This is a genomic window from Brevibacillus invocatus, from assembly GCF_003710915.1.
GTDB lineage: Bacteria > Bacillota > Bacilli > Brevibacillales > Brevibacillaceae > Brevibacillus > Brevibacillus invocatus.
The window spans coordinates 49987-69856 of sequence record NZ_RHHR01000001.1 but is presented as its reverse complement, the minus strand read 5'-3'; the positions used below and the strand labels follow the sequence as shown (position 1 = coordinate 69856).

Sequence of the window (19870 nt, the reverse complement as noted above, 5' to 3'; positions counted from 1 at the left end):
ATTTTGATGCAATGGATGATGGTGATCCGTCTGTGCCGCCTCAATTTGGTTGTGAGCATTGCGGTAATCCCATGTACCCTGAGTACTACAAAGGATTGCATGGATACGAGTACAAACTTTCGGATATCCTCTAACGCAAAAAGGCCCAGAGCTTCGCTCTGGGTTTTCTTATACTATGTGAAGGGGCGCGAAGCTGAGTATCAACCATAGGAGGTATCTGTGAATGCCAGTCATTCGTACGGAGTTTGACATCGATGCCCCGCATCAGGTCTGTTTTGACCTGGCGCGAAGCATTGACCGTCATATGGAATCTACTGCTCGAACCCGAGAAAGGGCTATCGGCGGAGTGACTAGCGGGCTGATCCAACTTGGTGAGAGCGTGACCTGGGAGGCTGTTCATTTTGGCATCAAACAACGACTGACTGCCCGGATTACAGAGATGGATGAGCCGCATTTCTTTGTCGACGAAATGGTACAGGGTGCGTTTAAACGCTTTTATCATAAGCACGAATTCATCTCAGTGGCAGAAAACAAAACAAGGATGATCGACACGTTTGACTATACGTCTCCCTATGGAATTTTGGGGAAAATCGCAGATGTTCTCTTCCTCGAAAGGTATATGCAAAATTTCTTAATGGAGCGGAATCTGTATCTGAAGAGAACGGCGGAGTCACAAGCGAAAGTGAGGTAGAGGATTGAGGCAATCATTGAGGCAAGGACAACCATCATATAATGAACGACGCTGTTCTCCACAAGCAGCCAGCCCAAATTGGTTACTTTTGCAAGTCCTCTGACGACAACGATGCAGAGCGGGTGGATAATGTACAGACACATCGAGAGCATTCGCCAGTTTGCGTTGCTTTTTCCTCCCCATAACAGCAACCAATGAAAGAGAAAGAACATGACGGGAAGCGTTTTTTAATTCCGTCTGATAGAAGTCTGAAGAAACTCTTACGATAATCTTAAGCTCTAGATGGAAGCTTGATAGACCGTGAAAGCATCGAGGATGTGGTTTTGTTCCGTTATCTCCCCACACTTCACGAAACAATCTTTCCGAACTGACTACTTGACCTCCGTTTTTGCATAAAACCCATAGTATGGAGAACTCCGTAGGGGTCAGGGATAAAGGTCTCTCATTTAGCGTACACTCATGGGCATGTCGATTGATCACGAGTCCTGAAAATGAAAGGATATTCTCATCCGGAACCATTTCTTTGTTGTTGTAGGTGGTAAATCTCCTAAGCTGGGCTTTGACGCGAGCGATCAGTTCGAGTGGACGGAATGGCTTGATAAGATAGTCATCGGCTCCCAGGGTAAGTCCGGTGATTCTGTCGATGACTCCGTCTTTGGCCGTCAGCATGATGATGGGAAAGTGATGGTTTTCCCTGATTTTCTGGCAGATTGTAAATCCATCCATATCAGGCAGCATGACGTCCAGAATGGCCAGGTCGAGCTTGACGGTTTCGAACACTTGAATCGCTTCCTGTGCTGTATAGCAAGTAAATACGTTGTAATTCTCGTTTTGCAAATAGACCTGGAGAAGATCGGCAATCTCCCTTTCATCATCCACGACTAGAATATTGATTGGTTGCTGCACCTAATCGACCTCTTTCGTTAAGAGATAGTCTCCCCAAGCCCATTGTAGCAATTCGTTTTTAATTTACTCTTACAATATCCTTAAGAAACCCTTAATTTGATCGGGAAAGCATTTTTCTGTGGGACGAGACATAGAGTGAGATAGGAGTGTGAGGAGATGCTGAGAGGAACAGGGCGGTCTTCGCGCGGTGGAGGGGCTCATAGCGGCAGGTCCACGCGTTGGGCCATTCTGCTGTTTATGGGGTACTGGATCATGTTTGCCGCTGAGCTGTCCATGATCCGCTTCATCAAGGGAGTGGACGGGCGTTGGGTGGCAACCACGGCGGATCAGCCGGCGGTATGGATGTCGTTAACCATTCTAGCTGTAACCGTTTTGAGCATAGTGGTATCTGTTCTATACATCATCAGTTGGGTGAAGGAACGAAGACTGAGACGTTGGCTGTGGGGATACCACGAGCTGGATGGTTACGATGTGATTCATATCGTTGCCTGGATGCATGTCTATCAAGCTGCAACGCTGATTTTGTACGGATTGGTGTTAGAGGGTTCATTTTTTGCATCGGGCACAGTCGGCAGCGTGTTTGAATCTGCGATGTATCAGATGTTTTTGCTTCTGCTGATCCCGCTCTGGTTTCGCGGGCGTTGGGAAGAGATCGGGATCAAAAAGCCCATCAAGCTGTGGCGCATGATCCTGACGTTGCTGCTGCTGCTCTTATTTATTGCACAAGTGATGGATCTCGTCGTTACCAAGCCTGTCGCGGATTGGTTCGGCATCTCACTCGCTTCAGAGCGGGAGCAGCAGATTGAAAACGAGATCGTCCAAGCGAAAAACACGAATATGCTGGCAGCTTGGGCATCTGTGCTAGTCATCGGGATATTGGTGCCGATTGCGGAGGAGCTGTTGTTTCGGGGCGTCGTACAAACGTATTTGGTAAGACGTCTCGGGGCGCTGGCAGGCATATTGTTGAGCAGCTTCTGGTTTGCGCTGTTGCACATGGACGTGGCGTTACTGGCACCCTTATTTGTCATTGGGGTGGGGCTAGGATTTGTCCGGCATCGCTACCAATCGATTTGGGGAGCTGTCGTCTTGCACGCGATCAACAACATGACTGGTGTGCTGTACTATTTTCAATAAGGAGTGGTTGAGCAGGTGAGTCGTTGGGGAAGGAAGGCTGTAACCGTAGTCGAGTGGGACCGAAATGAGCTGGATGCTTCGGTCAATCGCGCACGTGTTGACTGGCAACACGCTCGCTATCTCATGGACATCTGTGAACCAGATGGAAGAATCGACGAGGCGATCTACTATCTGCAGCTGACAGAGAAGAGATACATGTATCTGCTTTCGCAGGCCAAGCGAGAGCGAGATCGCCAACAAGCGTAGGAGGAGTCGATCATGGCAATCGAATGGGTCATTGGTTTGGTTGTAACCGGCATTATGCTGGTCATTGCTGCAAGCAAGTCTGTGGCACGCCCCATACGTTGGATAGGCTTTGCTGCCATGCAGGTGGTGATCGGAGCCATCCTGCTGTTTTTCGCCAATCTGGTCGGTGAATTAGCCAGCTTTCATATACCGATCAATCCGGTCACTGCGCTGCTTGTCGGTTTCCTGCGCCTGCCGGGTCTGGCCGCATTGATCGTCATTAAACTATGGGTGATGTAAAAGAGTCCTTATCCGTCTGTTCGCATAAAGGCAACTCCGCGTTCCTCATACTTGACGCTGGCTTGCTTGGGCTGACGAAAAGAAACGAACAAGGCGAGCAAGCGGGGAAGCGTCAAAATGATCGATCCACAAAGCAAAGTCAGACCGTACTCGATCGGGAGCCATACGTAAGCAGCCAACGCTAGAAAAAGACTGCCGGCCATGACACTTCCCTCCGTGACACGATATAGACGGATCGGCACGGGCAGTCGATAGCCGGTTCCCCACCAGGGAGAGACGAGCATGTTGGCGGTTGTTTGGGGCTTCAGAAGCCGAAGCTTGGCATAGATGCGAAACACCACGAGATGGCTGATCGCGATAGCAGGCAGGATCGCCAAAGTCACAATCAATTGAATAACAGGAATCCGCAGATAATAGGACATGCCGATGAGGGAAAGACCAATCAGCAGTAGCTGAAACAGATAGCCGACGCTTCTCCAGCGAAAACGGTACAGCAATTTATAGCTATAGATGGTTTGATGCATCGGTTCCTTCACAAAAAGTCACTTCCTCCAGCAGGCAAAAGGTTTCGGGAGTACCCATCCGTATTATCGCACAGACATGATGGTTGAGGAAGGACAGGTATGCGGTTGACAAGCTGTTGGCTTATGCCAGCAGTTTTTTTGATTGGAAGGGGTAGGATAATAGAAAAAAACGATATACAAGGAGTGGAGCTTTACCATGTCTAACAGTAGGACGGTAGTGCTGGCAGCATCGAGGGAGGTCTCGACTACCGCCCAACGAGAACTGGCGAAAAGCGGGATTGATCTGGTGATTGCGGAAGAGGCAGTCTCCCTAGAGTCATTAGGAGAGGTAGACGGACTCCTGGTGACGAAGCCGTCTGATCTAAAAGAGTGGCACGGTGATCTGCGACTGCGTCAAACAACGGGATTGCTGCTCGTCTTTGGCTCAGACATTCCGTATGGTTGGGCAGATCGGCAGACGGACATCATGAGATCGAATGAAGGCACGAAGTGGGAGTTGGTCAGAATGGTATGGCTCCTCGACCAAGATCGTGCCTGGCTTGGAGGAGATGTGGACGGAAAATGGGTACGTGTCCTCTGCAAGCAGCTCGCAGCCTGCCAGATCCTCTCCTTGGTCAGCACAATGCGGGAAGTAGATGAAGCCGTTCGCCAGCTCCCGCGTTATTTGGCCTGGAAAGAGCAGTTCTTTTTCGAACTCGGAGAGACCTGTGATCAGGAGGGTATTTCCCTGCACGGTGTCGCACGAGCATTGGGCATGGACAGGCGAATCGGTCAAGAATGGATGTATCCAAAACGTCATGATCATCAGTTTGTAGGCAGTTGGTTGGAGCGTGAAGCTACAGAAATCATGAAAAAGACGAACGTACAGCGCATTGCGCTATGGGGCCCCTTGTCCATTTGGAAGCAGATTCCTACAGGCTGGCTGGAGGAAAAAGAGGTATGCTTGTACATAAATGAGGACGAGCCAATTCCGAACGAAATCCCTGTTGCTTGGACTTTTTCTACCGAGTGTGAAAAAACGCTTCACAATGCGGATCTGCTGGTCATTCTCCACAAAGATGGCGTCATTGGCGAGCTCCCTTTGCCAGAGCTTTCCCGTACCATGAGACAGCCTGTTGTTCTTGATGCAGCAGCTTGTTTCCCCGTCCAGGAGGCGCAGGCGTACCTGCTGAGATACAGGGCAATTGGCGAAAAGACGAACGTTTGGGAATGATGCTGATTATAATGGGGTATAATGATTGGTAGATTGAGGAAAAGGGCAGGCGTTTACACTATGGAAAAAGTTGCTCAGCGCTGTATCGTCTGTGATGAGGAACAAAAGGACGGAATCGCCATCTGTGAACAGTTTATCTGTCAGCGATGCGAGCAGGAAATGGTCAACACCGATGTACAGGACGAAAAGTATCCGTTCTTTATTCACCAGATGAGAAGAATCTGGTTAAAAGATGCGTGAAGGCAAAAAAGGTATCGGAATCGTTCCGATGCCTTTTTCCGTTTCTTGCAAATCATGATAAAATGAAGGATAAACATTTGGAAACAAAGGACGTGAAGAGTGCGTGAGAGAACGTGATGCTGATTTTTGGGAGCGGCAACAAACAGCCCCTCTGTACGAACAGCTGGAGCGGCATGCCAGACGCCGTCCGCACTCCTTTCATGTGCCTGGACATAAAATGGGCCATAGCTTCGACGGAGGCGGTCGAGATCGTTTCGCTTCTGTACTGGAGCTGGATCAGACAGAAATTACAGGGTTGGACGATTTGCATCAGCCACAAGGCGTGATTGCCGAGGCAGAAGCGTTGGCAGCAGAAGCGTTTGGTGCGCAGGAGACACGCTTTTTGATCGGCGGTAGTACGGTAGGCAATCTAGCCCTGATCATGACAGTATGCCGACCAGGAGACAAGATACTCGTGCAGCGCAATTGCCACAAATCTGTGTTTCACGGGATTATCATGGCGAGAGCGACTCCTGTTTTTCTGGTTCCGGCAGTAGATTTGGCTACTGGAGTGGCTGCTGGTGTGCGGCGGGAGGACGTGGAGAGAGCGTTGCAGGCGCATCCTGATGCAAAAGCCGTCTTATTAACCAATCCTACGTACTACGGGATGGGCATTGATTTGGCTAAAATGGTGGCAACGGTACATCGCCATGACATTCCTTTGCTGGTGGATGAAGCACACGGAGCGCATTACGGCTTTCACTCAGCCTTTCCGACGTCAGCCATGCACGCTGGAGCGGATGCTTCTGTGCAATCGACACACAAGATGGCCTCATCCATGACGATGTCGTCGATGCTGCATGTGCAAGGCGAGCGGATAGATCGCGAAAGATTGCGCCGTTATTTGGCGATGATTCAATCTTCGAGCCCCTCCTACCCCTTGATGGCTTCGCTCGATCTGGCAAGGCGACATCTGGTGATGGAGGCAGCGAGCGAATGGGACCGATTGCTTCCTTTGCTGGACAAGCTGCGGGAGCGAACTAGCCGCATATCGTGGCTGCATGGGCCAGAGCTGGGTGCTAACAGCGTCTACGCGACATTGGACCCGCTAAAGCTGTTCTTGCACTTGCGGACAGAGGAGTTTACTGGATTTCAATTGCAGCAGCTGATGGAGCGACACGGCATTTTTCCAGAGCTGGCTGATGAGACACATGTTCTGTTGGTTGCATCCGCTGGTACCTCTGGACGGGATTTGGACGCACTGTTTCGTTTGCTGGAATCGATCGAAGCGCAAGAAGATCAGGACACAGAGCGAATCGTGCAGGCAGGTATCGTATCCTCTCATTATATAAGAGAGCAGGCACTGCCCATGCATGAAGCGGTAGATTTCCCGCATGAAACGATTTCGCTGGACCAGTCATTGGGTCGTGTCGTTGCCGAAATGGTCATTCCTTATCCTCCAGGCATCCCCATTTTGGTGCCAGGTGAGCAAATGGACGAGCAAAGCCTGTCCATGCTTCAAGAGCTTCGATCGGGGCAAACCCGTTTTCATGGCGTGCAGGACGATAGCCTGCAGACGATACAAGTGGTTCGTTAAATAAGTATGCTGACAACAGGCTTGGAAGGAGCATAAATGTGACAACAGGAAGAAAAGGCAAATTCATCACCGTAGAAGGCGGCGACGGTGCGGGAAAATCGACTGTCATCGTGCGGATGTATGAGGAGCTGTGTCGCCGCGGGATGGATGTGCTTTTGACAAGAGAGCCAGGCGGGATTGACATCGCCGAACAGATCAGAGAAATCATCTTGAATCCTACTCACACCCAGATGGACAGACGGACGGAAGCGCTGCTGTATGCGGCGGCAAGACGTCAGCATTTGGCTGAAAAGGTCTTCCCAGCACTTGAAGCGGGCAAACTGGTGCTGTGCGACCGTTTTATCGACAGCAGTCTGGCCTATCAAGGACATGCCCGTGGTCTTGGAATCGATGAAGTATACGCGATCAATCGTTTTGCTGTAGAAGACTGCATGCCGCAATGGACGCTGTTTTTTGAAGTTTCGCCTGAGGTGGGACTGAATCGGATCAATGCTACCAAGGGAAGAGAAGTCAATCGCCTTGATTTGGAGGGGCTTCGTTTTCATGAACGGGTGCGAGAAGGGTACCAGCTGGCGATGGCACGCGATCCCGAACGCTTTATTGTCATTGATGCAGAGCAAGAGCCGGATCAGGTATTTGCGTCTGCAATGGAGGCTTTGCTAGCGAGATTGTAAGCTGACAGTACCGCTTTGTTACAGACATGCTGTATACTACTTAGTAAGAAGGATATCGTAACCAGCCTAGAGGATTCACATACAATGAAGCAACGATAGTAACCATGCAAAGATAATGGTGGAAAGGGTGATGGCCGATGAAGATGGTAATTGCGGTCGTACAGGACAAAGATAGCGGTCGCTTGTCTCAACAGCTGGTCAAAAAGGGATTTCGTGCGACCAAGCTTGCCAGTACCGGGAGCTTTTTACGCGCAGGCAACACTACGTTTTTAATCGGTACGTCTGACGAAAGCGTGCCGGAAGTAATCGACATCATTTCTCATAACTGCAAATCACGCAAACAAATGGTGACCCCAGTTTCTCCCCTCAGCAATGCGGTTGACTCGTTCATGCCGTATCCCTTGGAAGTACAGGTCGGCGGTGCAGCGGTCTTTGTCATGGATGTAGGAGAGTTTCATTCGTTTTGATCCAGTGATTGAGTAGCAAATATAGATCTTACTCGCTTTTCGCCTGCATTCGTATATACTGAAATGCATGGGGGAGGACCTCTAGTGATCGGAGTAACGGAGGTGGCTTAATGAAAATCGGCGATGGTCTTCGGCCGAAAGTGGAAATGCCCAGAGCTACGGATTCGCGCAGAAATCTCCATACAGAAAAGCTGAATTTTGGCACGATGGTGCAAGGCGAAGATGAACGCATGTCTCAAGAGCGCCTAACCCAGTTGTTGTCGAATATAGACAAGCAAGGCCAAATCCTGGCACGATCACGCTCGATTCGCGATTTCTACGCATACAAAAACCTCGTCAAGCAGTTTATGGAGGAAGCCGTACAGTACGGTATCGCCTTGGATGACAGGCGAGGTTTGAACCGACGTGGTCGCAGCAGACTGTATAAAATCGTGAAGGAAGTAGATGCGGAGCTTTTGAAATTGACAGATGAGCTTCTCAGCGAGCAGGCTCCCATGATTGATCTGTTGGCGCGAATTGGCGAAATTCGCGGCATGCTGATCAATCTGTACTTCTAACAGGTGGTCTATCAACCATGACTTGGACAACATTTTCTCAGCAGCCACGAGCTTCCGAACTGCTGTACCATAGCTTGCGCAACGACCGTCTTGCCCACGCCTATCTGTTCACGGGTCCAAAAGGCGCTGGCAAGAAGCAGATGGCCCTGCATCTGGCGAAGTCTCTCTTTTGTTCGGAAAAAGAGGCAGACGCCTGCGGGGCCTGTCTTACATGCAGAAGGATCGAGTCGGGCAATCACCCTGACGTTCTTCTTCTTTCGCCGGATGGAGCTTCCATCAAGATTGACCAGATTCGTGCTTTGCAAAAAGAGATGGCGATGCGGGCAGTCGAATCGCATCACAAGGTATACATCATCGAGCATGTCGATAAAATGACGACACAGGCCGCCAACAGCCTGCTCAAATTTCTGGAGGAACCGCCTGCTGGAGTGCTAGCCGTTCTTTTGACCGAGCATAGTCACGCTATTCTTCCTACCATTCTGTCACGGTGCCAAATCGTTCCTTTTTCGCCGCTTTCAGCAGAAGCTATCACTAAAAAACTGTGCGAATCCGGGGTTTTGCCTGGCATGGCACAAGTCGCTTCCCACATTACAACAAATGTGGAAGAGGCCTTGGTACTTAGCCAATCAGAATCGTTTGCACAGCTGAGAAATCTAGTGATACAATTGGTGCATGAGTGCAAACAACGCAACTCGTCAGCGCTCTTTACGATCCATGATATGATGCATAAGAGCGACAAAATAAAGGAGGAACTACCCCTCTTTTTGGATTTGCTCATCCTTTGGCTGCGCGATATCCTGTATGTGCAAGTAGGCAGGCATGCCCATCTCATTCACAGCGACCAACAGGATGTGCTGCAAGGACAAGCACTGATATGGACAAAAGCTGAGCTCTTGCGTGGGATCGATTTGGTCATGGAAACGAAGTATCGGATAGAGCGAAACGCCAACGCACAGTTGGCCCTTGAGCGGTTGGTTCTTCACATCCAGGAGGGATAACCCTTGTATGAGGTTGTTGGTGTCCGCTTTAAAAAAGCGGGCAAAATATATTACTTCGACCCTGACCGACTGCCGATCGAAAAGGATTGCACCGTAATCGTCGAAACGGCGCGTGGGGTCGAATACGGCAAGGTTGTTATTGGCAAGAAGCAGGTAGCCGAAGAAGATGTTGTGCTGCCGCTTAAAAAAGTGATTCGCATGGCAGACGAGCGGGATGCCAAGCAGGTGGACGAGAATAAACAGGCTGCCAAGAATGCATTCACCGTATGTCAGACGAAGATCAAAGAGCACAAGCTGGATATGAAGCTTGTCGATGTGGAATACACGTTTGACCGCAACAAGATTATCTTTTATTTTACGGCTGACGGAAGAGTGGATTTCCGTGAGCTGGTCAAGGATTTGGCTTCCGTATTTCGCACGCGCATCGAGCTGCGTCAGATCGGCGTTCGCGATGAAGCGAAGATGTTGGGTGGAATCGGCCCCTGTGGTCGATTGCTTTGCTGCTCCACGTTCCTGGGCGACTTCGAGCCTGTTTCTATCAAGATGGCCAAGGATCAAAATCTTTCGTTGAATCCAGCGAAAATCTCCGGTCTGTGCGGTCGGTTGATGTGCTGTTTAAAATACGAGAATGACAATTACGAAAGCACCCGCGATGAAATCCCCGATGTCGGGAAAGTCGTGACCACCCCTATGGGGAACGGACGGGTCGTCTCTGTGAATGTGCTGGATCAGTCTGTTCAGGTGGAGCTTGCGGTAGATAAACGGATTACCGAGTTTGGACTTGATGAGATTGCGATAGGGCTTCCCACCTTTGAATAGTGTGGGGTAGAGGAGAGGTGAGCGAGTGGACAAACGGGAAATTTTCGTCAAAATGGCGAGCATTGAAGAAAGAATCGGCGACCTGTATCAAGAGATCGGTGAACTAAAAGACGTCATCGTCGTTTTGATGGAGGAGAATGCCCAATTACTCGTTGAAAACCAGCACCTTCGAAACCGGCTAGACAAGAAAAAGACCGGCTCCTCACCAAAACAGAAGGGAACCAACCCTGCTGCACAGGAGAAAGCCAAGAAGAAAGTAGTCGGGGAAGGATATGACAACCTGGCTCGTCTGTACGGCGAAGGGTTTCATATTTGCAATGTGCATTTTGGCAGCCTGCGTAAAGAAGGAGACTGCTTGTTCTGTCTCTCATTCCTGAGCGGTGGTCCTCAAAAATAAAGGTGAGAAACCTGCACCGAGTGAACAAAGCGACCTGGAACTTTCGTTCAGGTCGCTTTTTCGCTGGAAAATGTTTAGACGACAAGGTAAAGGAGTTTGGCCTAGCTGATGGAACCTGTCATCAACGTACCGCTACACGAGGCGGAGCGTATCGACGATTTGCTCACACATGAAATGAAGATCATTCAAAGCCACGAAGTTTTTTGTTTTTCGATGGATGCTGTCCTGCTTGCCCGATTTGCTTCTGTTCCCAAACGGGGAAGGGTCTTGGATATGTGTACAGGCAACGGGGCGATTCCGCTGATCATGACAACGCGGACACCCGAAGCGACCTTTGACGGTATTGAAATTCAGGAAAGATTGTTCAGTATGGCTAGCCGCAATGTCATGTTGAATCAACTGGAAGAGCGAATCACTATGCACCACGGCGATGTGAAAGAAGCCGTGGAACGGTTTGGCCATGGCAAGTTTGATTTGATCACCTGTAATCCGCCGTACATGCCTGCAACCAGCGGAGAAAAGAACATCAGTGAGCATTTTGCGATTGCCCGCCATGAAATCCTGCTGAATCTGGAAGACGTGGTACGCGTCAGCAGCCAGCTGTTGAAGAACGGCGGCAAGCTGGCTATGGTGCACCGTTCGACACGGCTCATAGAAATTATTACGTGCATGCGTCAGTACGGCATAGAGCCGAAGCGAATGCGGCTGGTATATCCACGCCGGGACGCAGAGCCCAACATGGTGCTGATCGAGGGTATGAAAGGTGGCAAGCCTGAGCTTCGTATCCAGCCTCCTTTGATTGTCTATGAAAACGGAGAGGAATACTGTGAAGAACTGCAGGAAATCTATTTCGGACGACGCGATTCCCTCGCATAAGAGCCATTACGTCTATATGCTCGTCTGCAAGGATGGGAGCCTCTATACCGGCTACACCACGGAGCTGGCCCGCCGATTCCGTACTCACAATGAAGGTAAGGGTGCGAAGTATACGAGGGGAAGAGGTCCGGTCGAGCTGATGTATTGGGAAGAAGGAGTGGACCGTTCCTGGGGATTAAAGCGGGAGGAAGCCATCAAGCGGCTTTCCCGCAGCCAAAAAGAAGCGTTGATTGGAGGGGAGCCTCACGATGAATGTCCAAAGTAGTTTTACGGCAGAAGGAACGGGTGTCCTCTATCTGGTAGCTACGCCGATCGGCAATCTGGACGATATGACCGTCCGCTGTCTGGAGACACTGCGCATGGTCGATGTGATTGCCTGTGAGGATACCCGTCAGACTCGCAAGCTGTTGAACCATTTTCAGATCGAAAAACGGACGGTCAGTTATCACGAACATAATAAGGAAGCTAGTGGACAAGGATTGCTGCAATGGCTGGAGGAAGGAAAGCGAATTGCCCTGGTCAGCGATGCAGGCTTGCCTGCTATATCGGACCCTGGGGCAGAGCTTGTCCGGGACGCGACAGCAGCAGGTTTTCCGGTCATTCCTGTTCCAGGAGCCAATGCAGGTTTGACGGCGTTGATCGCGTCTGGGCTGCCGACGGACCGCTTCGTCTTTTGCGGCTTTCTGGGGCGAGAGAACAAGGAAAGACGGGAAGAGCTGGAGAGGCTGAAGCATTATCCGGAGACCCTTATTTTTTACGAAGCTCCGCATCGAATCGGAAAGACGCTGACTGCCATTCGGAAGGTATGGGGCAATCGACGTGCAGTGCTCGCGCGGGAGCTGACCAAACGATATGAGGAATTTGTCCGTGGAACCTTGGATGAATTGATCGAATGGCTGGAAGCCGGAGAGGTACGGGGGGAATTTTGCCTGATTGTCGAAGGCTTTACCGGTACAGCGGAAGCAGCAGCCGCGCTGGCGTGGTGGCAAGACAGGAGCCTGGTGGAGCATGTTGATCAATATGTCGAACAAGGCTTGAACAAAAAGGAGGCCATCAAGAAAGCAGCCGAGGATCGTGGAGTCTCCAAGCGAGACGTCTACAACGAATACCATCGCGAATAGCAAGCAGTAGTGGAAGCTGACTATTATGTAGAGTCAGCTTTTTTTGCATGAAAAAAAGCCCCACCAGAAACGGAGGCGCACTGGAAGAGGCTTTGTATGCGTTAAGTATCAATTAGCGTTTTACAGGCATTTCTGTGAGGCAATCTTGGCAAACGATTTTGCCTTTAAAGTGAGATACTTTGTCTGCGTTTCCACAGAAAATACATGCAGGCTCATATTTTTTCAGGATGATACGCTCGCCATCCACGTAAATTTCCAGTGCGTCTTTTTCAGCGATCCCCAAAGTGCGGCGCAATTCAATCGGAATGACTACGCGACCCAGCTCGTCCACTTTGCGTACAATACCTGTTGATTTCATCATCGTATGATCTCCTCCTAAAATCTGGCGATGTCTTGTCGATGCTATTGTGAATGTAAACTATTAATCGTCAATATTCGACATTTTCTATTGCGTTTATCATACCAGCGATTCCCAAAGGTGTCAACATCATTTTGTAATTTTTTTGAAAAACAAAGTGTTTTTTGAAAATCAAAAGATTGATGTACCAGTGTTTTGTGAAGGTGCAGGATTAATCCGGAAAAATTTATGGATAAAAATTACTGGAAGAATTAATCTTGATTTACAGTCGTTTCATGTCGAATACAATCAGATGATTCGACAAAAATTCCTTTTTATAACACTGCTCGCTTATTTTGTGCTCCAATCATATTTGAATGAAAAGAAAGGCGAAGAGATGTTTACAAAATGGGTCGCTCGTGTAAAATAGAGGATAAATTGAGTTGGATATATTGAGAGCAGACGTTGAAGGGAAGAGTAGGCTGACACTCCTTATGACAGAGAGCCGGGGTAGCTGCAAACCGGTATAAGCGAGCAAGCTGAAGATGGCCCCCGAGTCTCGCATATGAACAAACAGCTTGGCTTTGTACCAGCTGTAGTAGTTTGCGACGAATGCCCACGTTACGGGTGGAGTCAACCTTGACTCCTCAAGTCCGTTTTCCGTGAGGGAGCGGAATATTTGGGTGGTACCGCGAGATCAAGCTCGTCCCAATCTGGGGCGGGCTTTTCCTTATTTATCAACGCTATTTTTGGAGGGGTATTGGGCTATGAAACCAACGTATTACATTACAACACCGATTTACTACCCTAGTAACAAGCTGCATATCGGGAATGCATACACGACCATCGCCTGTGATGCGCTAGCTCGTTACAAACGCCTGCGCGGGTACGATGTTTACTACCTGACAGGAACCGATGAGCATGGGCAAAAGCTGCAGGAGCGTGCGGCCGAAGAAGGCAAGCAGCCGCTCGAATTCATCGACCCCATCGTCGGCTGGATTCGCGATCTGTGGGACAGACTGGATATCTCCTATGATGACTTCATTCGCACCACCCAACCGCGTCACAAGGAAGTCGTCGAAAAGATCTTCCAACTCCTGCTGGATAAAGGTGATATTTATCTGGGGGAATACGAAGGCTACTACTGTGTACCGTGTGAAGCGTTCTGGACCGAAACCCAGAGCAAGACCGATACAGGGCACAACTGTCCAGACTGTGGTCGTGAAGTGAAAATGGTGAAAGAGCAGAACTATTTCTTCCGCATGTCGAAATACCAGGACCGCCTGCTCAAGCATATTGAGGAGCACCCGGAGTTTATTCAGCCTGAAAGCCGTCGCAACGAAATGATCAACAACTTCCTGAAGCCAGGCTTGCAAGACCTGTCCGTCTCCCGCAGCACTTTTGACTGGGGAGTCAAAGTACCTAGCGATCCAAAACATGTCATCTACGTCTGGATCGATGCTTTGGCTAACTACATCACAGCATTGGGCTACCTGACAGATGACGATAGCAAATATCGCCGCTACTGGCCGGCAGATGTACACATGGTCGGTAAGGACATCCTGCGCTTCCATACGATTTATTGGCCGATTGTCCTGATGGCGCTGGATCTCCCGTTGCCTAAACAGGTATTTGGACACGGCTGGCTGTTGATGCCGGATGGAAAAATGTCCAAATCCAAAGGGAACGTCATCGATCCGAAGCTGTTGATCGAGCGCTACGGCTCTGACAGTGTACGTTACTTCCTATTGCGTGAAATCAACTTTGGTCAAGACGGCGTATTTACGCCTGAGTCGTTTGTCCAACGTTTGAACTACGATCTGGCTAATGACATCGGCAACCTGCTGAGCCGTACCGCGACCATGATCGAAAAATACTACGATGGTACTGTCCCAGCCCCACAGGATGCAGGAGAACCAGATGAAGACCTGATCAGCCTGGCAGTCAAAACCAAAGGGCTGGTAGAGGGTCATGTCGAGGAAATGCGCTTCAGCAACGCTCTCGCTCATATTTGGGAGCTGGTGGGTCGAACCAACAAGTATATCGATGAGACTATGCCTTGGAACCTGGCTAAGTCTGAAGAGACGAAAGGCCGCTTGGCTACCGTCATGTACAATCTGGCAGAAAGCATCCGGATCAGCTCCATTTTGATCCAGCCATTTATGACGAAAGCACCGGCAAAAATCTGGGATCAGCTAGGCATTCTGGATAATGAAGAAGCGACAAGCTGGGAGTCGGCAGGAGTCTGGGGTGGCTTGCCAGCGGGCAGCATCGTCAGCCGCAAGGAAATTCTTTTCCCGCGTCTGGATGTACAGGCTGAGCTGGATTTCATCGACGAATCTACTGCTGAGGCACGCCGCCAGGCAGAGGAGAACAAGAAGAAGCAAGAAGGACAGGCAGGAGGTAATAGCGTGAGCGAAACAACCAATCCGGATACAGCGGCAGCATCCGCAGAAAAACAAGCAGACACCAAGGAAGCGATCGGTATTGACGACTTTGCCAAGGTAGAGCTGCGAGTCGCCCAGGTCATGGAGTGTACCAAGCATCCAAACGCTGACAAATTGCTGGTACTCCAGCTAGATCTCGGTTATGAGAAGCGTCAGGTCGTGTCTGGCATCGCCAAATACTATAGCCCGGAAGATTTGGTGGGCAAAAAGGTGATTGTGGTAGCCAACCTGAAGCCAGTCAAGCTGCGTGGGGAAATGTCGCAAGGAATGATTCTGGCAGCATCTGAGGGAGATCAATTGACTTTGGCAACGGTTGATCCAAGCATGCCGAACGGAGCTATCGTCAAGTAAGCTGGCTGGAAAGGAAGGGTCATACCGTGTTATTCGAGACACATGCGCATCTGAATGCGAAAGAATTTGATGAGGATCGTGCAGAGGTTATTGCGCGCGCCAGGGAAAATGGCGTGGACACCATCGTCAACATCGGCTTCAATGCCGAGACGATCCCCACCTGCATGGAGCTGGCCGACAACTACGATTTTATCTATGCAGTGGTAGGCTGGCATCCCCAGGACGCCAAGGACATGACAGATGAACATCTGGAGTGGATCGCAGAGCTGAGTCGGCACCCGAAAGTAGTCGGGCTTGGAGAAATGGGCCTGGATTACTATTGGGATACGTCGCCTCGTGAGGTGCAGGCGGAGGTTTTTCGCAAGCAGATTCGCCTTGCACGCAAGCTGGATATGCCGATCATCATTCACAATCGGGATGCTCATCAGGATGTCATCTCGATTCTCAAAGAAGAGAAGGCAGCCGATGTAGGCGGGATCATGCACTGCTTTTCCGGTAGCTGGGAAACGGCCAAACTAGCTCTGGATATGAATTTTTATATTTCCTTTGGCGGTCCATTGACGTTCAAAAACGCCAAGCAGCCGAAAGAAGTGGCTACCAAAGTACCGCTGGATCGATTGCTCATTGAAACGGACTGCCCCTACCTGACTCCGCATCCGTTTCGCGGCAAGCGCAACGAGAGTGGCTATGTGCGCTATGTTTGTGAGGAAATGGCCAACTTGCACGGACTGTCCTATGAGGAAATGGCGAAAATCACTTCCGAGAATGCGAAAAAGCTGTTCCGCCTCCAACCCTAAAATCTTTCTTACGTCAAAAAAACCGGGGAATCACGGATTTGTTCGTGGGTTTCCCGGTTTTTTCTATGAAAAGCGCCAAAAAATCAGTAGTTCTACTCCCTTTTTAAGAGGCATACCATGTACATGTGTCGAACGATTCTTCTCTTATCGACACATAGGCTCGACAGAAATCTGCTTCCATTCGCCAGACTGTTTTTGCTAGTCTGTTACCATCATCGCTTCAGCAGCCATTGAAGGGAATTTGACAAAGCCGAAAAAGTAACTTACAATCAAATCCGACCTTGTTCAGTATCGGCCACTTCCAGAATATTAGTGCAATTACATCGACCCTTACCTGGCTAGACGAAGGAAGGCCCTCGGGTTTTCCTAGTAAAAAGGAGTGTGGGAAATGGAATTACGCAGGATGTGGGAAAGGTATAAGAATCGGGGACTTGTCCTCTTTGGCACCCTAGCGCTTATATTGGTTCCCATGATTGGCTATTTCTCTGCCCAGGCTACCCAGCCAAAAATGGTCACTTTTACGTTAGACGGAAAGAGCCAGACGGTAGGTACAAAAGCAGACACCGTCGAGCAATTTCTAGCCGAACGAAATGTAACGGTAACGGAAAGGGATTCCCTTCAACCTACACCTGAGACGAAACTTACGAGCGGAATATACATTACTTTAGATACAAGCTGGACGATTCCTGTCCAGGTTGACGGGCAGAAAAAAATGATACATACACTGAGTCGTGATGTTGCTGGTGTGTTGAAGGACGGCAACATCGCGTTAGGTGAGCTGGACCGGGTAGAACCGGCCCTAGGAACCGCTCTCAGCAAAGAGTCTGCGATTCAAGTAAAGCGTGTTGCTGTGCAGATGGTTCAAGAGGAAGAGCGTGTCACCTTCCAGGAAATTCGCAAGAACGATTCCACCTTGACAAAGGGGAATACCAAAGTACTGCAGAATGGGCAAGAAGGTAAGGCAATTGCACACTACAAGCTGGTCACGGAGGATGGAGTGGAAGTCTCTCGTGAACTGGTGAAACGAGATGTCATTACAGTAAAGAAAGACCATGTTGTGGCGGTCGGTACAGCGGCAGTCGCGCGTCTGGATGATGGGTCACAACCAGTCATGGTCGCATCAGCGGGAATGGTCTCCCGCGGTGGAAAAGCATTTAGGCCGAAGAAAGTATTGAATGGGGTTACCTTGACCGCTTACTCCCCTGCTGGGGGAGGAAAGCCCGTGAACTCACCTGGCTATGGTCGAACGGCTACAGGTGTAAAAGCACAGGCAGGTCATACCATCGCAGTCGATCCTAAAGTCATTCCTTTGGGATGGTGGGTTTTCATCGATGGAGTTGGGTACCGTCGAGCAGAAGACGTGGGTGGAGCCGTACGCGGCAACAAGATTGACGTATTTGTCAGCACCAATGCAGAGGCGGTTCAATTTGGTCGCAAGCGCAACCGAACAGTCTATGTGATTGGACCACAAAAACCTTAAGGGCAGGAGCGAATAGCTCCTGTCTTCTTTTTCGGTTTGGTTCCGGGAAAGAAGTCGTGGTAAGCTATTACATTATAAGACGTGACCAGACAGGGAACGTTTCAGTCTTTTTCTGTCTTTTTGCATGGTTTTTCGAGCAAACTAGTCTCAAACTTGAAACTGTACGAAAGTGGGAGTTCGTCCATGAAAATCAGAGAACTCATCGTAGTCGAGGGCAGAGATGATACCGCGGCAATTAAGCGTGCCGTCAATGCCGATACGATCGAGACAGGTGGGTCAGCTATACATGAAAGGACCATCGGAAAAATTCGCCTGGCACAGGAAAAGCGCGGGGTAATCATCTTTACGGATCCCGATTATCAGGGGGAGCGTATACGCCGGATTATCAGCCGTGCTGTGCCTGGCTGTAAGCATGCGTTCATCACACAAGAGGACGGAACGAAAAAGGGCGACATCGGGGTAGAGAACGCCTCTCCGGAGGTCATCATCCGCGCGTTGTCTGAAGTGCGTACGGAGATGGTGGAGACAGCTGGAGAAATTACGTCTGATGATCTCTTGGCCTGTGGCTTGACGTCAGGGGCGGATTCCAAGGAACGGAGAATACTGCTGGGAGAGCGATTGGGGATCGGCTATGCCAACGCCAAGCAGATGCTGCAGCGTCTCAATGCCTTCCAGATCAGCCGCGAGGAATTTGAGGCAGCCATGAAAGCCATAGATGGAGAGGGGAATGTGGGATGACGCAGACAACGCGCAAGGATATCGCGACTCCAACACGAACAAAAGAAATTCTGGAAAAGTACGGATTTTCTTTTAAGAAGAGCCTGGGACAAAACTTTCTGATCGACACCAACATCCTGCACAATATTATAGCTGCCGCAGACCTGACAAAAGAAAAGGCTGCCATCGAGATTGGGCCAGGGATTGGTGCACTAACCGAACAGCTGGGACGAGCTGCCGGGAAGGTGATGGCGATTGAGATCGACCAACGGCTTTTGCCGATTTTGTCCGACACCCTCTCTCCTTATGACAATGTTGATGTCGTTCACGGGGATGTACTGGAGCTCAATCTGCAAGAATTAATAGAAGACAAGCTGGCTGGGTTTGAAAAAATCAGTGTAGTAGCCAATCTTCCCTACTACGTGACGACTCCCATCCTAATGAAGCTGTTGGAAGAACGGCTGCCCTTGGAAAATATCGTCGTCATGATTCAAAAGGAAGTAGCGGAGCGCATTGCAGCCAAGCCAGGGACGAAAGAGTACGGTTCTCTTAGTGTAGCGGCCCAATTCTATGCGGACACGCAGGTCGCGATGATTGTCCCTGCTAGTGTGTTTGTGCCCAGACCGAATGTAGATTCGGCCGTGATTCGCTTGAAGGTTCGTGATCGGCCGGCTGTAGAGGTGGATGACGAGGACGTGTTTTTCCGCGTGGTAAAGAGCTCGTTTGCCCTTCGCAGAAAGACCCTTTTGAACAACCTGATGAACGGTCTGTTTCCTAAAGCGCAAAAAGATGCAGTAGTACAGATGCTTGAAGAAATTGGAATTGATCCTACAAGACGTGGCGAGACACTCAATATGGGGGAGTTTGCTCGGCTGGCAAACGAGAGCATTCGTCGCGGATATATCAATAAATAGCTTTATTATCGCCTCATTTTTGGACGATTTTCGTCAAAAGTGGGGCGTTTTTGTACCTTCTGCCATTTAAGAATATGCAATTGACAAATATCTACGTAATTCATGAAAA

24 protein-coding genes, 1 pseudogene and 1 other annotated feature are annotated in these 19870 nt (G+C 49.8%); of the genes and pseudogenes, 22 read left to right on the top strand and 3 right to left on the bottom strand.

Translation table 11 applies throughout. The annotated features are described in order from the left end of the window. Positions 1 to 223: 223 nt before the first annotated feature. A complete protein-coding gene (locus EDM52_RS00400; protein ID WP_122907062.1) occupies positions 224 to 691 on the top strand; it encodes an SRPBCC family protein in 468 nt (155 codons plus the stop codon). 333 nt (positions 692 to 1024) lie between these two features. Here the strand turns inward: EDM52_RS00400 and EDM52_RS25045 are convergent. Next, positions 1025 to 1585: pseudogene (locus EDM52_RS25045) on the bottom strand (response regulator transcription factor); the annotation flags it as partial. A 168-nt stretch (positions 1586 to 1753) separates the two neighbouring features. Here EDM52_RS25045 and EDM52_RS00390 point away from each other — a divergent pair. Genes EDM52_RS00390 through EDM52_RS00380 form a run of 3 tightly spaced genes read left to right on the top strand, consistent with a single transcriptional unit; the run spans position 1754 to position 3256 of the window. After that, positions 1754 to 2731, top strand: a complete 978-nt coding sequence (locus EDM52_RS00390) for a CPBP family intramembrane glutamic endopeptidase (RefSeq protein ID WP_122907061.1) — start codon at positions 1754 to 1756, stop codon at positions 2729 to 2731. A gap of 15 nt (positions 2732 to 2746) precedes the next feature. Continuing rightward, positions 2747 to 2977: a DUF2508 family protein gene (locus EDM52_RS00385; RefSeq protein ID WP_057134139.1), complete on the top strand. Its 231-nt coding sequence runs from the start codon at positions 2747 to 2749 to the stop codon at positions 2975 to 2977. A gap of 12 nt (positions 2978 to 2989) precedes the next feature. After that, positions 2990 to 3256 carry a pro-sigmaK processing inhibitor BofA family protein gene (locus EDM52_RS00380; RefSeq protein WP_122907060.1) on the top strand — a complete coding sequence of 89 codons (267 nt, stop codon included), beginning with the start codon at positions 2990 to 2992 and terminating at the stop codon, positions 3254 to 3256. Between the two features lie 8 nt (positions 3257 to 3264). Here the strand turns inward: EDM52_RS00380 and EDM52_RS00375 are convergent, their stop codons facing one another. Then, positions 3265 to 3792, bottom strand: coding sequence for a hypothetical protein (locus EDM52_RS00375; protein ID WP_245996393.1), 528 nt, complete (start codon positions 3790 to 3792; stop codon positions 3265 to 3267). Positions 3793 to 3976: 184 nt separating this feature from the next. Here EDM52_RS00375 and EDM52_RS00370 point away from each other — a divergent pair, with 184 nt between their 5' ends. From EDM52_RS00370 to rsmI, 12 genes are all read left to right on the top strand, one after another. Further along, complete coding sequence (locus EDM52_RS00370) at positions 3977 to 4993, top strand: hypothetical protein (protein ID WP_122907059.1); 1017 nt, start codon at positions 3977 to 3979, stop codon at positions 4991 to 4993. Positions 4994 to 5053: 60 nt separating this feature from the next. Further along, the gene (locus EDM52_RS00365) at positions 5054 to 5233 is read left to right on the top strand and encodes a sigma factor G inhibitor Gin (protein WP_122907065.1); all 180 of its coding nucleotides are present in this window, start codon (positions 5054 to 5056) and stop codon (positions 5231 to 5233) included. Positions 5234 to 5336: 103 nt separating this feature from the next. Further along, positions 5337 to 6809, top strand: a complete 1473-nt coding sequence (locus EDM52_RS00360; protein ID WP_122907058.1) for an aminotransferase class I/II-fold pyridoxal phosphate-dependent enzyme — start codon at positions 5337 to 5339, stop codon at positions 6807 to 6809. A gap of 32 nt (positions 6810 to 6841) precedes the next feature. Further along, positions 6842 to 7483, top strand: coding sequence for a dTMP kinase (tmk, locus tag EDM52_RS00355; protein ID WP_122907057.1), 642 nt, complete (start codon positions 6842 to 6844; stop codon positions 7481 to 7483). 137 nt (positions 7484 to 7620) lie between these two features. Further along, entirely contained in the window at positions 7621 to 7950 is a 330-nt protein-coding gene (locus EDM52_RS00350) for a cyclic-di-AMP receptor (protein WP_122907056.1), read from the top strand. A 110-nt stretch (positions 7951 to 8060) separates the two neighbouring features. Next, entirely contained in the window at positions 8061 to 8507 is a 447-nt protein-coding gene (locus EDM52_RS00345) for a YaaR family protein (protein ID WP_122907055.1), read from the top strand. Between the two features lie 17 nt (positions 8508 to 8524). Further along, complete coding sequence (gene holB, locus EDM52_RS00340; protein WP_122907054.1) at positions 8525 to 9505, top strand: DNA polymerase III subunit delta'; 981 nt, start codon at positions 8525 to 8527, stop codon at positions 9503 to 9505. A gap of 3 nt (positions 9506 to 9508) precedes the next feature. Continuing rightward, a complete protein-coding gene (locus EDM52_RS00335) occupies positions 9509 to 10324 on the top strand; it encodes a PSP1 domain-containing protein (RefSeq protein WP_122907053.1) in 816 nt (271 codons plus the stop codon). Positions 10325 to 10349: 25 nt separating this feature from the next. Then, complete coding sequence (gene yabA, locus EDM52_RS00330) at positions 10350 to 10721, top strand: DNA replication initiation control protein YabA (protein ID WP_023558927.1); 372 nt, start codon at positions 10350 to 10352, stop codon at positions 10719 to 10721. A gap of 108 nt (positions 10722 to 10829) precedes the next feature. After that, a complete protein-coding gene (locus tag EDM52_RS00325; RefSeq protein WP_122907052.1) occupies positions 10830 to 11597 on the top strand; it encodes a tRNA1(Val) (adenine(37)-N6)-methyltransferase in 768 nt (255 codons plus the stop codon). Then, the gene (locus EDM52_RS00320; protein ID WP_415783093.1) at positions 11548 to 11862 is read left to right on the top strand and encodes a GIY-YIG nuclease family protein; all 315 of its coding nucleotides are present in this window, start codon (positions 11548 to 11550) and stop codon (positions 11860 to 11862) included. The genes EDM52_RS00325 and EDM52_RS00320 overlap by 50 nt, the downstream gene beginning before the upstream one ends. Next, positions 11846 to 12718, top strand: coding sequence for a 16S rRNA (cytidine(1402)-2'-O)-methyltransferase (gene rsmI / locus EDM52_RS00315; protein ID WP_122907051.1), 873 nt, complete (start codon positions 11846 to 11848; stop codon positions 12716 to 12718). Before EDM52_RS00320 ends, rsmI begins: the two co-directional genes overlap by 17 nt. Positions 12719 to 12830: 112 nt before the next feature. Here rsmI and EDM52_RS00310 read toward each other — a convergent pair whose 3' ends face one another. Next, a complete protein-coding gene (locus EDM52_RS00310) occupies positions 12831 to 13079 on the bottom strand; it encodes an AbrB/MazE/SpoVT family DNA-binding domain-containing protein (RefSeq protein WP_007719913.1) in 249 nt (82 codons plus the stop codon). 142 nt (positions 13080 to 13221) lie between these two features. On the opposite strand from EDM52_RS00310, the gene EDM52_RS00305 reads away from it, so the two are divergent. The 6 genes from EDM52_RS00305 to rsmA all read left to right on the top strand — a co-directional run bounded on the left by EDM52_RS00305 (position 13222) and on the right by rsmA (position 19761). Then, a complete protein-coding gene (locus EDM52_RS00305; protein ID WP_122907050.1) occupies positions 13222 to 13485 on the top strand; it encodes a hypothetical protein in 264 nt (87 codons plus the stop codon). A gap of 26 nt (positions 13486 to 13511) precedes the next feature. Then, positions 13512 to 13769 (top strand) — a binding site (T-box leader). A gap of 53 nt (positions 13770 to 13822) precedes the next feature. Next, entirely contained in the window at positions 13823 to 15853 is a 2031-nt protein-coding gene (gene metG / locus EDM52_RS00300) for a methionine--tRNA ligase (protein WP_122907049.1), read from the top strand. Positions 15854 to 15879: 26 nt separating this feature from the next. Next, complete coding sequence (locus EDM52_RS00295; RefSeq protein WP_122907048.1) at positions 15880 to 16650, top strand: TatD family hydrolase; 771 nt, start codon at positions 15880 to 15882, stop codon at positions 16648 to 16650. A 388-nt stretch (positions 16651 to 17038) separates the two neighbouring features. After that, the gene (locus EDM52_RS00290; protein ID WP_122907047.1) at positions 17039 to 18130 is read left to right on the top strand and encodes a 3D domain-containing protein; all 1092 of its coding nucleotides are present in this window, start codon (positions 17039 to 17041) and stop codon (positions 18128 to 18130) included. 183 nt (positions 18131 to 18313) lie between these two features. Beyond that, positions 18314 to 18868 (top strand): ribonuclease M5, encoded by a 555-nt coding sequence (rnmV, locus tag EDM52_RS00285; protein WP_122907046.1) that lies wholly within the window; start codon positions 18314 to 18316, stop codon positions 18866 to 18868. After that, positions 18865 to 19761, top strand: coding sequence for a 16S rRNA (adenine(1518)-N(6)/adenine(1519)-N(6))-dimethyltransferase RsmA (gene rsmA / locus EDM52_RS00280; RefSeq protein ID WP_122907045.1), 897 nt, complete (start codon positions 18865 to 18867; stop codon positions 19759 to 19761). The genes rnmV and rsmA overlap by 4 nt, the downstream gene beginning before the upstream one ends. Positions 19762 to 19870 lie beyond the last annotated feature (109 nt).

Coding starts and splice junctions, on each gene's coding strand:
- EDM52_RS00365 (WP_122907065.1), top strand. CDS start 5,054: ATGGAAAAAGTTGCTCAGCGCTGTATCGTCTGTGATGAGGAACAAAAG.
- EDM52_RS00400 (WP_122907062.1), top strand. CDS start 224: ATGCCAGTCATTCGTACGGAGTTTGACATCGATGCCCCGCATCAGGTC.
- metG (WP_122907049.1), top strand. CDS start 13,823: ATGAAACCAACGTATTACATTACAACACCGATTTACTACCCTAGTAAC.
- EDM52_RS00380 (WP_122907060.1), top strand. CDS start 2,990: ATGGCAATCGAATGGGTCATTGGTTTGGTTGTAACCGGCATTATGCTG.
- EDM52_RS00350 (WP_122907056.1), top strand. CDS start 7,621: ATGAAGATGGTAATTGCGGTCGTACAGGACAAAGATAGCGGTCGCTTG.
- rsmI (WP_122907051.1), top strand. CDS start 11,846: ATGAATGTCCAAAGTAGTTTTACGGCAGAAGGAACGGGTGTCCTCTAT.
- EDM52_RS00390 (WP_122907061.1), top strand. CDS start 1,754: ATGCTGAGAGGAACAGGGCGGTCTTCGCGCGGTGGAGGGGCTCATAGC.
- holB (WP_122907054.1), top strand. CDS start 8,525: ATGACTTGGACAACATTTTCTCAGCAGCCACGAGCTTCCGAACTGCTG.
- EDM52_RS00310 (WP_007719913.1), bottom strand. CDS start 13,079: ATGATGAAATCAACAGGTATTGTACGCAAAGTGGACGAGCTGGGTCGC.
- EDM52_RS00370 (WP_122907059.1), top strand. CDS start 3,977: ATGTCTAACAGTAGGACGGTAGTGCTGGCAGCATCGAGGGAGGTCTCG.
- EDM52_RS00345 (WP_122907055.1), top strand. CDS start 8,061: ATGAAAATCGGCGATGGTCTTCGGCCGAAAGTGGAAATGCCCAGAGCT.
- EDM52_RS00290 (WP_122907047.1), top strand. CDS start 17,039: ATGGAATTACGCAGGATGTGGGAAAGGTATAAGAATCGGGGACTTGTC.
- rnmV (WP_122907046.1), top strand. CDS start 18,314: ATGAAAATCAGAGAACTCATCGTAGTCGAGGGCAGAGATGATACCGCG.
- EDM52_RS00325 (WP_122907052.1), top strand. CDS start 10,830: ATGGAACCTGTCATCAACGTACCGCTACACGAGGCGGAGCGTATCGAC.
- rsmA (WP_122907045.1), top strand. CDS start 18,865: ATGACGCAGACAACGCGCAAGGATATCGCGACTCCAACACGAACAAAA.